The organism is Profundibacter sp. (assembly GCF_965277155.1).
In the GTDB taxonomy this organism is placed as follows: Bacteria; Pseudomonadota; Alphaproteobacteria; order Rhodobacterales; family Rhodobacteraceae; genus Profundibacter.
Genome location: NZ_CBDIBV010000010.1, coordinates 110,479 through 123,009, shown reverse-complemented (window position 1 = coordinate 123,009; position 12,531 = coordinate 110,479). Strand labels below are relative to the sequence as shown.

At 58.1% G+C, this 12,531-nt stretch carries 14 protein-coding genes; 8 read left to right on the top strand and 6 right to left on the bottom strand.

The annotated features are described in order from the left end of the window. Positions 1-13: 13 nt before the first annotated feature. A complete protein-coding gene (locus tag ACQY4M_RS08470) occupies positions 14-310 on the top strand; it encodes a hypothetical protein (protein WP_428543148.1) in 297 nt (98 codons plus the stop codon). On the opposite strand, the gene ACQY4M_RS08465 is transcribed toward ACQY4M_RS08470, so the two are convergent. Continuing rightward, on the bottom strand, positions 300-710 hold the full coding sequence (locus tag ACQY4M_RS08465; RefSeq protein WP_428543146.1) for a Fur family transcriptional regulator: 411 nt from the start codon (positions 708-710) through the stop codon (positions 300-302). The two genes, ACQY4M_RS08470 and ACQY4M_RS08465, sit on opposite strands and share 11 nt — an antisense overlap. Before the next feature lie 133 nt (positions 711-843). Continuing rightward, a complete protein-coding gene (locus tag ACQY4M_RS08460) occupies positions 844-1,761 on the bottom strand; it encodes a tellurite resistance TerB family protein (protein ID WP_428543144.1) in 918 nt (305 codons plus the stop codon). 181 nt (positions 1,762-1,942) lie between these two features. Here ACQY4M_RS08460 and ACQY4M_RS08455 point away from each other — a divergent pair, with 181 nt between their 5' ends. After that, positions 1,943-2,281 (top strand): TusE/DsrC/DsvC family sulfur relay protein, encoded by a 339-nt coding sequence (locus tag ACQY4M_RS08455; protein WP_428543142.1) that lies wholly within the window; start codon positions 1,943-1,945, stop codon positions 2,279-2,281. Between the two features lie 105 nt (positions 2,282-2,386). Here ACQY4M_RS08455 and ACQY4M_RS08450 read toward each other — a convergent pair whose 3' ends face one another. Beyond that, positions 2,387-3,637, bottom strand: coding sequence for a cation:proton antiporter (locus ACQY4M_RS08450; RefSeq protein WP_428543140.1), 1,251 nt, complete (start codon positions 3,635-3,637; stop codon positions 2,387-2,389). A gap of 110 nt (positions 3,638-3,747) precedes the next feature. Between ACQY4M_RS08450 and ACQY4M_RS08445 the strand changes: the two genes are divergently transcribed. After that, complete coding sequence (locus ACQY4M_RS08445) at positions 3,748-4,632, top strand: DMT family transporter (protein WP_428543138.1); 885 nt, start codon at positions 3,748-3,750, stop codon at positions 4,630-4,632. Positions 4,633-4,658: 26 nt separating this feature from the next. Here ACQY4M_RS08445 and ACQY4M_RS08440 read toward each other — a convergent pair whose 3' ends face one another. Further along, on the bottom strand, positions 4,659-5,345 hold the full coding sequence (locus ACQY4M_RS08440) for an endonuclease/exonuclease/phosphatase family protein (RefSeq protein ID WP_428543136.1): 687 nt from the start codon (positions 5,343-5,345) through the stop codon (positions 4,659-4,661). A 64-nt stretch (positions 5,346-5,409) separates the two neighbouring features. Here ACQY4M_RS08440 and ACQY4M_RS08435 point away from each other — a divergent pair, with 64 nt between their 5' ends. Both ACQY4M_RS08435 and ACQY4M_RS08430 read left to right on the top strand, forming a co-directional pair. Continuing rightward, positions 5,410-6,048, top strand: a complete 639-nt coding sequence (locus ACQY4M_RS08435) for a hypothetical protein (RefSeq protein WP_428543134.1) — start codon at positions 5,410-5,412, stop codon at positions 6,046-6,048. An 11-nt stretch (positions 6,049-6,059) separates the two neighbouring features. After that, entirely contained in the window at positions 6,060-6,515 is a 456-nt protein-coding gene (locus tag ACQY4M_RS08430; protein WP_428543132.1) for a GNAT family N-acetyltransferase, read from the top strand. A gap of 36 nt (positions 6,516-6,551) precedes the next feature. On the opposite strand, the gene ACQY4M_RS08425 is transcribed toward ACQY4M_RS08430, so the two are convergent. Continuing rightward, positions 6,552-7,988 carry a protein adenylyltransferase SelO gene (locus ACQY4M_RS08425; RefSeq protein WP_428543130.1) on the bottom strand — a complete coding sequence of 479 codons (1,437 nt, stop codon included), beginning with the start codon at positions 7,986-7,988 and terminating at the stop codon, positions 6,552-6,554. A 210-nt stretch (positions 7,989-8,198) separates the two neighbouring features. On the opposite strand from ACQY4M_RS08425, the gene katG reads away from it, so the two are divergent. From katG to ACQY4M_RS08410, 3 genes are all read left to right on the top strand, one after another. Continuing rightward, the gene (katG, locus tag ACQY4M_RS08420; RefSeq protein ID WP_428543128.1) at positions 8,199-10,385 is read left to right on the top strand and encodes a catalase/peroxidase HPI; all 2,187 of its coding nucleotides are present in this window, start codon (positions 8,199-8,201) and stop codon (positions 10,383-10,385) included. After that, a protein-coding gene (locus ACQY4M_RS08415) for an IS3 family transposase (protein WP_428539245.1) occupies positions 10,333-11,465 on the top strand; the annotation gives its coding sequence in 2 pieces (ribosomal slippage) (positions 10,333-10,585 and positions 10,585-11,465; 1,134 coding nt in all). Before katG ends, ACQY4M_RS08415 begins: the two co-directional genes overlap by 53 nt. A 100-nt stretch (positions 11,466-11,565) precedes the next feature. Further along, positions 11,566-11,919, top strand: coding sequence for a hypothetical protein (locus tag ACQY4M_RS08410; protein WP_428543126.1), 354 nt, complete (start codon positions 11,566-11,568; stop codon positions 11,917-11,919). A gap of 25 nt (positions 11,920-11,944) precedes the next feature. On the opposite strand, the gene ACQY4M_RS08405 is transcribed toward ACQY4M_RS08410, so the two are convergent. Then, positions 11,945-12,397 carry a DUF4174 domain-containing protein gene (locus ACQY4M_RS08405; protein ID WP_428543124.1) on the bottom strand — a complete coding sequence of 151 codons (453 nt, stop codon included), beginning with the start codon at positions 12,395-12,397 and terminating at the stop codon, positions 11,945-11,947. Positions 12,398-12,531 lie beyond the last annotated feature (134 nt).

Below are 12,531 nucleotides of genomic sequence, written 5' to 3'. Positions count from 1 at the left end.
GCAGGGGCGCAAGGTGGGCGGCCGAAATCTTGCTTCAACCGAAAGCCATGGCCTCATGCAGAGGTCTTTAAAATTGCGCAGCATCACCGGCCACAGCAGAAATTCACGCGTGATCACCGCATGCCCTTGTGCGCGGGTCATCAGGGCAAAGACGCTGCCGCCCAACAGACCGGCCAGCGCCAGCAGTTGCCCGACCGGCAAATCCTGCGAGGCGGCTTTGATAAAACTGTCGGTCAGGGTGAAACCCGCCATTGCCGCAATCATCAGGGCAATGCCGCGCAGGTTGGCTTTGGCGTGGGTCACTTTTTGATCGGCACGCCGTAGAGTTCCAGACGGTGACCTTTCAGCCTGTATCCCAGCTTTTGGGCGATCTTTTCCTGCAGGGCTTCGATTTCGGGGTCGCAAAATTCGATCACCTGACCCGAGTTCATGTCGATCAGATGATCATGGTGATCACGATCCGCCGATTCATAACGGGCACGGCCATCGCCGAATTCGTGTTTGTCCAGAATGCCCGCTTCCTCGAACAGTTTGACGGTGCGATAGACAGTGGCGATGGAAATGCGCGGGTCAATCGCGCTGGCGCGGGTATATAATGCCTCGACATCGGGGTGGTCGCGGGCGTCTTCCAAAACATTGGCAATCACGCGGCGCTGTTCGGTCATACGCAGCCCGCTGCGTTCGCATTTGGCGATGATGGTTTCTGGCATTGCGGTTGTCCTGATCGGTTTTCTGGCAGGATAAGGGAAAAATCCGCAAGGCTCTAGCCCGATATTTAAGTGCACGCATAAGAAAACCGCCCCGCGCAAGGTTTACGCAGGGCGGTTCCTTGGATTTTACAGTTTAGCCGTAGATCGACGGCACACCCAATTGCGCGTGGATGTTGTTCACACCGCGTTTGTCCAGACCCAGCGCGGTGGCAAAATCGTGTAGATATTGCGCCTCGTTGCGGTTGTCCAAGTCAATGCCCATGACAGACATCGCATAAACCTGCGCTTCCATGCCATTTGGCACCTGATCGGCCAGCCCGTTCACGTCAATCGGTGCGGCCAGTTCGGCGTTGACGAAATCACGTTCCTGCGGGGAAATATCACCCAACTGGCCCAGCAGTTTCTCACGCTCGGAATCGTCGATCTTGCCGTCCGATTTGGCAGCCTGGATCATCGCTTTCAGCATCAGACCTGCGGCGAATTCTTCTTCCGCGGTCGGGGCTTCGTCCGGTTCGTCGCCAACCAGAAGGGACTGGTTCAACTTGTCACCAAAGCTTCTTTGCTTGTTGGCGGATTTGTCTTTGCCGGTTGATTTTGCTTTGGGGGCTGCCGTCGCCGCTGCGCCGCCCATTAATCCACCCAGATCGCCACCGCCGCCTTTGGTCAGACCGCCCAGCAGCCCGCCAAGGCCACCGCTTTCTCCGCCCATTCCGGCAAGCAGATCATTCAACCCGCCGCTGGCAGCCCCCCGGCTGGATTTTACACCACCATGGGGCTGGCTGGCATCGCTCAGCCCTTCCAACAGGCCGCCCAGACCACCAGCCGACGGCCCCGCCTGTTGTTGCCCGCCACCCAGAAGTGATCCAAGCATATCCTGCAACCCGCCACCTGCTTGTGCCTGAGAGGCTCCACCGCCACCGGTCAATGCATCCAGCAGACCACCGCCGCCGCTGCTTGCTTGGCTGGTGCGCCCTTTGCTTGCCATTGCGCCAACGCCTTTGGCGACAGCGACACCGATGGCGACTTTGGCCAGTGTTTTCATAAGACTCATGGTATTCTCCCAGGTTACTGATACGTTTCGCACCCTTTATGACACAAAATTATCAAACCCTTTAGGGGAAATTTCCTGACCAAAGGTCAGCTTGGGGGCGTCAAACGCTTGATGGATGTCACACATTATGATAATTGAATGTAATCAAAACCAACCAGCGCGACGAAACAGGGAGTGCACAATGTCATTTGAATTTGACGGCAAAACAATCGAAACCGACGACAACGGTTATCTGACCAATCAGGAAGACTGGTCCGAAGACATGGCCAAACACATGGCCGAGATGGAAAATATTGAACTGACCGACCGCCATTGGGATGTGATGAATTACCTGCGCGAGGAATATTTTGACAACGGTCAGGTGCAGCCCAACACCCGCACGATCATCAAGGCGATGTCGGCGGCCTGGGGTGAAAAGATCAAACAGGGGGATTTGTATAAACTGTTCCCGCTGGACCCCTCCAAACAGGGCGGGCGCATTGCCGGTCTGCCGGAAAGCCGCCGCAAGGGCGGGTATTGATCGCCCCGCTGTCCCGCACCTGATGCCTGTCCCGCACTTGATGCGGGACCTTCTACAGATACAAACAGGCCCCGGATCATCTCTGGGGCTTTTTGTTATCAGGCGTTACACCAGTTCCGGTTCCCGACCGACCCGTGTTGCCAGTGGTCCCACCGTCAGCCCCTGCACGATGATCGAGAACATCACCAGAATATAGGTTGCCGCCAGAATCAGCGGTTTCCATTCGCTGGCGGGCAGGGACAGGGCCAGCGCAACCGAAATACCGCCCTTCAGCCCGCCCCAGGTCATGATCGGGATCACCCCTCTGGAAAACCCGCGAAATGGTTTGAGCATCAGGATCGGCACCACCACGGCCACCAGACGACCCACCAGCGACAGGCCGATTGCCCCAACCCCTGCGGTGATCGCATCGGCGTTAAAGGCCACCGCGAACACCTCGAATCCGATCATCAAAAACAGCACCGCGTTCAGGATTTCGTCGATCAGTTTCCAAAAGGCGTTGACGTATTTGCGGGTTTCCTTGGACATGCCGTGTTTCATGCCGACATCGCCAATGAACAGCCCCGCCACAACAGCCATGATCGGGGCGGACATATGCAGGTAAACTGCCAGTTCATAGCCGCCGAACGCCAGCCCCAGCGTGATCAGCACCTCTAGCGAATAATCGTCGATCAACCGCATTACGCGGAAGGTTAGCCAGCCCAGAACTCCGCCCAGCACCGCGCCGCCGATGGCCTCTTGGCCAAACAGTTTCAATGCGCTTACCAAACCTGATGCATGGGCCTCGCCGCCGGATGGGAACGCCATGCCCACCAGCACCAAAAATACCACATAGGCCACACCATCGTTAAACAGGCTTTCGCCAGCAATCTTGGTTTCCATGGATTTCTTCAGGTTGGCCGAGCGCAGCACCCCCAGCACCGCCACCGGATCGGTGGGCGAGGCAAGCGCGCCAAACACCAGCGCCACGATCAAAGGCATCCCTGTCAGCCAGCTAAAGCCAACACCAATGACGGCGGTGGACAGGCCCACGCCCACAGTTGCCATCAGGGCCACCAATGCCCATTCCCGCCTAAAATCGCTCATCTTGACATGCAGTGCACCTGCGAACAGCAACAAGCCCAACATGCCTTCCAGCAGGGATGAGGAAAACTCGATTTCCTCGACAATGCCGCGCACCTTGTCGGCCATGCCCCATTCGGGCAGGGCGTAATCCACCCCCATCACGGCCAAAGACGCCTGAAAGGCCACAATCAGGATGCCGATGGAAGGGGGCAGTTTCAGGAACAGATAGTTGAACGCCCCGAATGCTCCGGCCAGCACGATCAGTAGTGAAGCAATTTGCAGAAGTGTCATTTGGCCTGTCCCTAGTCCTGTTCCCCTGCTTCCTATCACACCCGCCCAGCAAAATGGAACTTGCAAGATCGGCCCAACCGTGCGCTGTTGACGAAAAAGCCGGAGGGTTGATGCAACGCAAGCCAAATATTGACATGTTCGGCGCGATTTCCCTGATCGGGTTTTCGGTGCTGCTGGGGTTCAATCAGGTTGTGATCAAGGTGGTGAATGGCGGCTTGCAGCCAGTTTTCTTTGCCGGGTTACGCTCGCTCGGGGTGATTTTTTGCGTCTGGCTGTGGATCCGCCTGCGGGGGGGCAAGCTGGATTTCAAACCCGGAACCATCCGCGCGGGCATCCTGATGGGCGTGGTGTTTGCGTTTGAATTTATCTGCCTGTTCATGGCGCTGGACCTGACCAGCGTTACCCGCACCACAGTGATTTTTTACTCCATGCCCGTCTGGCTGGCGATTGCAGCACATTTCCTGTTGCCGGGGGAACGGATCACACCGGTTAAGGCGGCGGGCCTGCTGATGGCGTTTGCGGGCGTATCCTGGGCCATCATTTCGCGCGGATCAGGGGGCGAAGGTAGCCTGACGGGTGATCTGTTCGCCTTGGGTGCCGCGTTTGGCTGGGCGGGGATCACACTGGTTGCCCGCGCAACCCGCCTGTCCGAGGTGCGGGCGGAAATGCAGGTGTTCTGGCAGGTTCTGGTCTCGGCCCCGATCCTGTTGGCGGTGGCGCCGCTGTTCGGGCCGCTGGTGCGGGATCTTGAGCCAATTCACCTGTGGGGGTTGGGGTTCCAGATCGTGGTGGTGGTGTCGGCTGGGTTTATTTTCTGGCTGTGGCTTTTGTCGATCTATCCGGCGTCCTCGGTCGCTTCGTTCAGCTTTCTAACGCCGATTTTCGGGGTGTTCATGGGTTGGCTGCTGCTGGGCGAAACACTCAGCCCCTCGCTGATCCTGTCGCTGGTTCTGGTGGCCGGGGGGATATTGCTGGTGAACAGGCCGGTGCGGTGATGGGTGCGGGCAGCACAAGCCGTATCCTAATCAACCACCACATCCGCCCAAACGGGCAGATGGTCCGACGCCCGCCGTGACAGCGGCGTTTGCACCACGCCTGCGGTTTTCAGATGCACGCCGCTATCAATCGCAAACCTGTCAAGCGCGGCCACGGGGCGGGCAGCGTGGAACGACAAGCCGGGGGCATGGACGGTGAATTGACCCTTCAGCGGCTCCATCCCTTTGGCCGGCGACCATTCGTTGAAATCACCGGTGATCACTGTGGGCCGTGGGGGCAGGGGCGCCAACGCCGCCAGTATCGCCGTCATCTGATCCAGCCGGTAACGCCGGATCAGCCCCAGATGCACCGCCACCAGGCGCAGCGGGCCAATATCGGCCACAACCGCGCCGCGTGGCTCAAGCCCGGGCAGGGACAACCGATGGATCGCGCCAACCTCAAACCCTTCACGCACCAGCACCGCATTGCCATGCCAGCCCAGCGACACACCGGTATCATCCAGCGATAGCGGTACAAAATCGCTATAGGCCCGCACCATATCGGCGGGCAGGGCGGCAGGGCGTTTGCCCAGACGGCGGTCGGCCTCTTGCAGGGCGATGATATCGGCGCCGATGCTGTTGATCACCTCCAGACTGCGCGACGGGGTGCGCCGGCGGTCAAGGCCAACGCATTTGCGCAGATTATAGGAAGCAATGCGGAACTCTTGTGTCATACCCGTTATATAACCCGTTTTCACAATCATTGAAGCCAAGGGCTGCGCGACATATCATCAAGATATGAAACTGGGCAACCAAAGCTATGTCGTCTACCTGATCTGGGCCGTTCTGGCGCTGGAATTTGTGGTATCAATGTTCGAAGGGCGCTATTCGCTGGCGTTCATAGCCTTGGCCACCCTATCGCTGTCACTGGCCCCGATGATCTTTGCCGACCGCTTCCACATCCGCCTGCCGGTGCGCTTTTTCGCCGGAATTGTGCTGTTCATTTTCGGTACAGTTTATCTGGGCGAGGCCTTTGATTTCTATGAAAAATACTGGTGGTGGGATGTGCTGTTGCACGGCGGCTCGGCACTGGGGTTCGGGCTGATCGGGTTTATCTTTGTGTTCATCCTGTTCGAGGGCGACCGCTACGCCGCCCCGCCCTGGGCGCTGTCCTTTATGGCATTCGCGATTGCCGTCAGCATCGGGGTGATGTGGGAGGTTTTTGAGTTCGCCATGGACCAGATATTTGGCTTGAGCATGCAGAAATCTGGCCTGGTCGATACCATGTGGGACCTGATCGTCGATGTGATCGGCGCTTTTATCGGGGCCTGGGCCGGATACGGGTTTTTGCAGGGGCACGACAAAAGCGGGCTGGCGGGGATGATCCGCGAGTTTGTATCCAAGAATCGGCGGTTGTTTCGGCGCAGGAAGAGGTAGGGGGTATGGCGATGCGATGGGCAACACCAGCGGATTACGCCGAATTGGGCAAGGTGATGTATGATGCAGTGCGCCACGGTTCCAGCGCTTACTCCGAGGCTCAGCGGCAGGCATGGGTGCCGCTCCCGCGTGACGGGGCCGACTGGCACACGCGGTTGGCTGGGCAAGATATCCTTGTGTACGAAGACGGCAGGCAGATCACAGGGTTTATCAGTCTGACACCACTTGGATATATTGATTTTGCCTATGTTCGCCCTGCCGCTCAGGGCATGGGCCTGTTTCGCAATCTATATACCGGAATCGAGACCCATGCGCAGGAATGTGGCATCACACATCTTACCACCCACGCCAGCCTAATGGCCCAACCTGCCTTTGCCGCGGTGGGTTTCAAGGTGGTGCAGCATGAAGAGGTGCAGATCAGAGGCGAAGTGTTCAAGCGGGCAAAGATGGAGAAAGGGGAGGGTTGAGATATGCCGCTGGTGCAGAATTTGATGCTTCTGGTATCACGTCCCGCAAAACGTCTGCTTTACCTCTTCGTCCTCAGTCGGTGGCCGCCGCAAATCCGAATACTCCGCCACATCCTCAAAGGGCTGCGCCATCGCTGACATCAGTCGTTCAAACGGGGTGTAATCCCCTGCCACGGCGGCTTCGATCATCTGTTCTATCCGGTGGTTGCGCGGGATCAAAGCGGGGGAGGTGGCGCGGATCAGGGTTTGTTGCTGGTTCCAATCCGTTCCCTCCTGCGTCAGACGGGCCTGCCAGCGGCTGTGCCAACCGTCATAGAGCGCCGGATCAAGGAACTGGTCGCGGGCAATGCCATCGGCCAGCGCGCAGAAGGTGTTGGTGAAATCGGCCTGTCCCTGTGCCATCCGGTCCATCAGGTCAATCACCAGCGCATCATCCCCTGCCATGGGGCGCTTTAGCCCCAGTTTGGCGCGGTGTTCGGTGATCCAGAACGCAAGGAACTGGTCGCGGAATCCGTGCAGGGCCTCGGTGGCTTGTTTCACCGCGGTGTCCTTATCCCCCATCAGGGGCAGCAGGCTGGTGGCCAGTTGCGCCAGGTTCCAGACGATGATTTCCGGCTGTTGATTGAACGCATAGCGCCCCGCGTGGTCAATCGAGGAATAGACACGGGCGGGGTGGTAGGTATCCATGAACGCACATGGCCCGTAATCAATGGTAATGCCGCCGATATGGGTGTTGTCGGTGTTCATCACCCCGTGGATAAAGCCGATGCCCATCCAGCGGGCAATCAGGCGGGCCTGTGCAGTGATCACCGATTGCAGCAGCTCCAGCGGGGTTTCGGCATCGGGGTAGTGGCGTTTCAGCGTGTAATCGGTCAGGGCCTGCAACGCCTCGGTATCTTGCCGCGCGGCGAAATACTGGAAGGTGCCAACGCGGATGTGGCTGCTGGCAACACGGGTCAGCACTGCGCCGGGCAGGGCGGTTTCGCGCATCACGTCTTCGCCGGTGGTGACAGCCGCCAGCGCGCGGGTGGTGGGGATGTTCAGCGCCGCCATCGCCTCGCTCACCACATATTCGCGCAGCACGGGGCCAAGCCATGCCCGCCCGTCACCGCCGCGCGAAAAGGGGGTGCGGCCCGATCCCTTCAGCTGGATGTCCTGACGGGCGCCGTTTACGTCCTGCACCTCGCCCAGCAGCATCGCGCGCCCGTCGCCCAGTTGCGGGGACCAGCCACCGAACTGGTGGCCGGCATAGGCCTGCGCCAGCGGATCGGCTCCGTCAGGGATAGCGCTGCCCGACAGCACGGCCACACCGGCAGGCGAGCGCAATTCATCTGCATCTATTCCCAGCTCCTGCGCCAGCGATTCATTTAGGGCCACCAGTTTCGGGCGGGCCACGGGGGCAGGGCCGATGCGGGCATAGAATTGATCCGGCAGGCGGGCATAGGAATTGTCAAAGGGGATGGTCAGGGGCATCGGCTTTCCTTTCGGGCCTGCCATTATAGTTTGCCTGCCCGCTTGGGGGCAACTGCCGGTTTGAGGCTAAGAGTGATAAGAAAAAGCTATAACAATAATATAAATATATAAATTCAAATAATTACTACGCTCTGTTATCCTGACCCCGTCTTTACGCGGCCTGTCTTTGGACTGGCAGATCGCGAAACTGCCATCACCAAGGAGGATCACATGGACGGAAATAATATGGGTCAAATGGGCCGCTGCCCGGTAGCACACGGGGCGACGAAACTGGGGGACAGATCGAACAAGGACTGGTGGCCGAACCAGTTGAACCTGAAAATCCTGCACCAGAACCCCGATGCGGGAAACCCCTTGGGTAAGAATTTCGATTACGCCGACGCGTTCAGGAAACTGGATCTGAAGGCTGTCAAAAAAGATATTTTCGCATTGATGGAGGACAGCCAGGACTGGTGGCCCGCCGATTACGGCCATTACGGCCCGTTCTTTAACCGCATGGCCTGGCACAGTGCGGGCACCTATCGCACTGGCGACGGGCGCGGCGGAGCCGGTACCGGCAACCAGCGGTTTGCACCAATCAACAGTTGGCCTGACAATGTAAGTCTGGACAAGGCGCGCCGCCTGCTGTGGCCGGTCAAACAGAAATACGGCAACAGCATTTCCTGGGCTGATCTGATCATCCTGGCGGGCAATTGCGCGCTGGAATCGATGGGGTTCAAGACCTTCGGCTTTGCCGGTGGACGCGAGGACATCTGGGAACCCGAAGAGGATATCTATTGGGGTGATGAAAACGAATGGCTGGCCGACAACCGCTATACCGGTGAACGCGAGTTGGACAACCCGCTGGCCGCGGTGCAGATGGGGCTGATCTATGTAAACCCTGAGGGGCCGAACGGGCAGCCCAGCGTGCTGGCCTCGGGGCTGGACATCCGCGAAACATTCGCCCGCATGGCAATGGATGACGAGGAAACCGTGGCGCTGGTGGCCGGTGGGCACACCTTTGGCAAATGCCACGGGGCAGGGGACGCGGCGCTGGTCGGCCCCGAACCCGAAGCCGCCCCGATCGAACAACAGGGTCTGGGCTGGAAAAGCAGCTATGGCACGGGGCATGGGCCGGATACGATTTCCAGCGGTATCGAAGGCGCCTGGACGGCCAGACCGACCACATGGGACAACGGCTATTTCGATCTGCTGTTCGGCTATGACTGGGATCTGGTGAAAAGCCCGGCGGGAGCCTGGCAATGGGTGCCGGTCGGCGTGACCGAGGATGACAAGGCCCCGACCGTGGATGGCAAGGGGCCCAAGGTGACCACCATCATGACGACTGCGGATATGGCGATGCGGATGGACCCGATCTATGGGCCGATTTCCAGACGGTTCCATGAAAACCCCGAGGAATTTGCCGATGCCTTTGCCCGCGCCTGGTTCAAGCTGACCCACCGCGACATGGGCCCGCGTGCCCGCTATCTGGGGGACGAGGTGCCGGACGAGGAGCTGATCTGGCAGGATCCGGTGCCTGCGGTTGATCATGACTTGATTGATGCTGCCGATGCCGCCGATCTGAAAGGTAAAATTCTGGCCTCGGGTCTGACTACGGCGGAACTGGTTGGCACCGCCTGGGCTTCGGCCTCGACTTTTCGTGGGTCCGACATGCGGGGTGGCGCGAATGGCGCGCGCATCCGGCTTGAGCCGCAAAAGGGCTGGGAGGTGAACAACCCCGAACAACTGGCAAGGGTGCTGAACGTGCTTGAGGGCATTCAGGCCGATTTCAATGCCTCCCAAAAGGGCGGCAAAAGGGTTTCGCTGGCCGATCTGATCGTGCTGGCGGGCAATGCGGCTATTGAACAGGCGGCAAAGGCGGGCGGACATGATATTGAGGTGCCCTTTGCCCCGGGGCGCACGGATGCCACGCAGGCGCAGACCGATGTTGACTCGATTGCCGTGCTGGAACCCTTTGCCGACGGGTTCCGGAATTACCTGAAAAAAACCTGCGCGATTTCGGCCGAGGAACTGTTGCTGGACAAGGCTCAGTTGCTGAAACTGAGCGCGCCGGAAATGACGGTGCTTTTCGGCGGAATGCGGATGCTGGGGGCAAATTACGATGGCTCGCAGCATGGGGTATTCACCGGCAAACCGGGCAGGCTGGGTAATGATTTCTTTGTCAATCTGCTGGATATGGGCACCGAATGGGTGCCGTCCGAAGGCTCGACCGACCTGTTCGAGGGCCGCGACCGCAGCAGCGGCAAGGTAAAATGGACGGCCACCCGGGTTGATCTGGAGAGGTGGTCGCGGAAATTCGGACCAGTTGTTAAGGTGGATCGACTTATGAGAAAGACGATTCAAAATGACGAAACGAAAGAACCATTCTCCCGAATTCAAAGCCCGCGTTGCGCTTGAAGCAATCCGCGAGGAAATGACGATGGCGGAGCTGTCGAAGAAGTATGGTGTGCATCCAACCCAGATTGGCACATGGAAACGAGCAGCGATTGAAAACATGGCCACGGCATTTTCCAGACGGGGCCGTGATCCTGATCGGGTTGATGAAGCCCAGATTGAGAAGCTGCACTCCAAGATTGGTCAGCTGGTCGTGGAACGGGATTTTTTAGCCAACGCCTCGCAACAGTTGCTCGGGAAGCGAGGCAAAAAATGGTGAGCCGTGAGCATGATCTGAGTGTGCGACGACAATGCGGGCTACTTTCTCTGGCGCGCTCGAACCTGTATTACCAGCCAAAAGGCGAAAGTGCTGAAAATTTGCGGTTCATGACAATAATCGACAAGCAATTCTTGCAGACGCCGTGGTATGGATCACGGCAAATGGCCCGGCACATGCAGCGCCAAGGTTACAAGTGTGGTCGCCACAGGGTCCGCCGTTTGATGCGGCTGATGCGGTTGGTTCCGATCTACCAGACGCCCAACACGAGCAAGAAACATCCGCAGCATAAGATCTACCCGTATCTGCTGCGAGACCTGACGATTGATCGTCCAAACCATGTGTGGTGCGTAGATATCACCTACATTCCGATGCAGCGCGGGTTCCTCTATTTGGTCGCGATCATGGACTGGCACAGCCGCAAGGTTTTGAGCTGGAGATTGTCAAACAGCATGGAGGCAGATTTTTGCGTTGAAGCCCTGAAAGAGGCTATGGCCAAATACGGCAAGCCCGATATCATGAACAGCGACCAGGGCAGCCAGTTCACCGGGTTTGAATGGACGCAGGCGCTGAAAGAAGCCGACGTGAAAATCTCGATGGATGGCAAAGGTCGCTGGGTCGATAACCGGATGATCGAGCGGCTTTGGCGATCCTTGAAATACGAATGCATTTACCTCAACGCATTTGAAACGGGTTCGCAGACCCGCGCCGGGATCGGGAAATGGTTGGCTTACTACAACACCGAGCGCCCGCATTCCACCCACGGAATATTGACCCCGGATGAAGCCTATGACAGAAAAACAAAACCAATGAGTTTGGCAGCCTAAATGAAACCCTGATCCATCTTAAACTGGCTGCTGACTGGTCAAAAAAGTGGGACCACCTCTCTATATGAAAACACCGGTAGCTGTGAATGATTTAGGATGGGTGGCCTGGGGGAATCCGAATTATGTTCTGGACCTGTACGGGCTTGGTTCAACCGAGGCCCTGAAATTCCGCACCACATTATCGGAACCGGGGTGGGGCGGGCCGATGGCAGAACGGCATGATGTCCAGTTTGCAATGGTTTACCAGAAATGGATGCAAGAGGCCATTGGCAAGAACTGGATACGTGTTGGAGCCTTTGTAACCGACGAGGACTGGGGCTTTGTCTCGGGGACGGAAGTGGCCTTTTTTGCCACATCACCCGAATATATTCCGCGACTTGTCGAGGCGCTGCATCAATGGGTGCCAACCCTGCCGGCTGGAACACATTTTGAATATGACGAGGGGTTCGAATGAGTTACGGCCCGATAAAACAAACGGCTTACTGTGCCTCGGTATCGCGCCGCTCGCGGACCTCTTCCTGTCGGGCGGGCAGTTTGTCGATCGAGCGGCTGATTTCGCGCACCGTCCAGGGCTTGGGCTTGCGCAACAGGATCGTGCCATCCTTGGCCACCAGAACCAGCCCGAAGCCCCGCGGACGCAACCGTTCGCGGATCGGGCTTTTACCGGCTGGATTGGTATCGGTGATCACCACCACATCACGGATGCGCAGATCGTCCAGACGGTCCTCGATAAAGGCCATTTGCTGTTTGAAACGCGGGTCTTTCGGGGAATCGGCAAAGATGACCAACGGGCGGGCAACCCACATGAAATCGTCCAGCGTCACCTCGTCCGTTGCCGTGATGATCAGTGGCTCGGGGTCTTCGGTGGCTGTTTGTGCAAAACCGGCAAATGGTAATAGTGCCATAATAACAAAGGCAAAAAGCTGTTTCATGGACCCTCCTGTCCTATCCGATATAGGGGGGGCGGGGGCAAATGCGAAGGGGCAATGCGCGCAAAAGGCTAAATTGGCCTCTGTTAAGGCAATAATCATGCCTTTGGGCCTATGGTCGGGAAACAGACTGCACT

Bases quoted from the DNA above. Each gene is read 5' to 3' on its own strand.
- ACQY4M_RS08465 (WP_428543146.1), bottom strand. From the start codon at position 710: ATGCCAGAAACCATCATCGCCAAATGCGAACGCAGCGGGCTGCGTATG.
- ACQY4M_RS08460 (WP_428543144.1), bottom strand. From the start codon at position 1,761: ATGAGTCTTATGAAAACACTGGCCAAAGTCGCCATCGGTGTCGCTGTC.
- ACQY4M_RS08455 (WP_428543142.1), top strand. From the start codon at position 1,943: ATGTCATTTGAATTTGACGGCAAAACAATCGAAACCGACGACAACGGT.
- ACQY4M_RS08450 (WP_428543140.1), bottom strand. From the start codon at position 3,637: ATGACACTTCTGCAAATTGCTTCACTACTGATCGTGCTGGCCGGAGCA.
- ACQY4M_RS08445 (WP_428543138.1), top strand. From the start codon at position 3,748: ATGCAACGCAAGCCAAATATTGACATGTTCGGCGCGATTTCCCTGATC.
- ACQY4M_RS08440 (WP_428543136.1), bottom strand. From the start codon at position 5,345: ATGACACAAGAGTTCCGCATTGCTTCCTATAATCTGCGCAAATGCGTT.
- ACQY4M_RS08435 (WP_428543134.1), top strand. From the start codon at position 5,410: ATGAAACTGGGCAACCAAAGCTATGTCGTCTACCTGATCTGGGCCGTT.
- ACQY4M_RS08430 (WP_428543132.1), top strand. From the start codon at position 6,060: ATGCGATGGGCAACACCAGCGGATTACGCCGAATTGGGCAAGGTGATG.
- ACQY4M_RS08425 (WP_428543130.1), bottom strand. From the start codon at position 7,988: ATGCCCCTGACCATCCCCTTTGACAATTCCTATGCCCGCCTGCCGGAT.
- katG (WP_428543128.1), top strand. From the start codon at position 8,199: ATGGACGGAAATAATATGGGTCAAATGGGCCGCTGCCCGGTAGCACAC.
- ACQY4M_RS08405 (WP_428543124.1), bottom strand. From the start codon at position 12,397: ATGAAACAGCTTTTTGCCTTTGTTATTATGGCACTATTACCATTTGCC.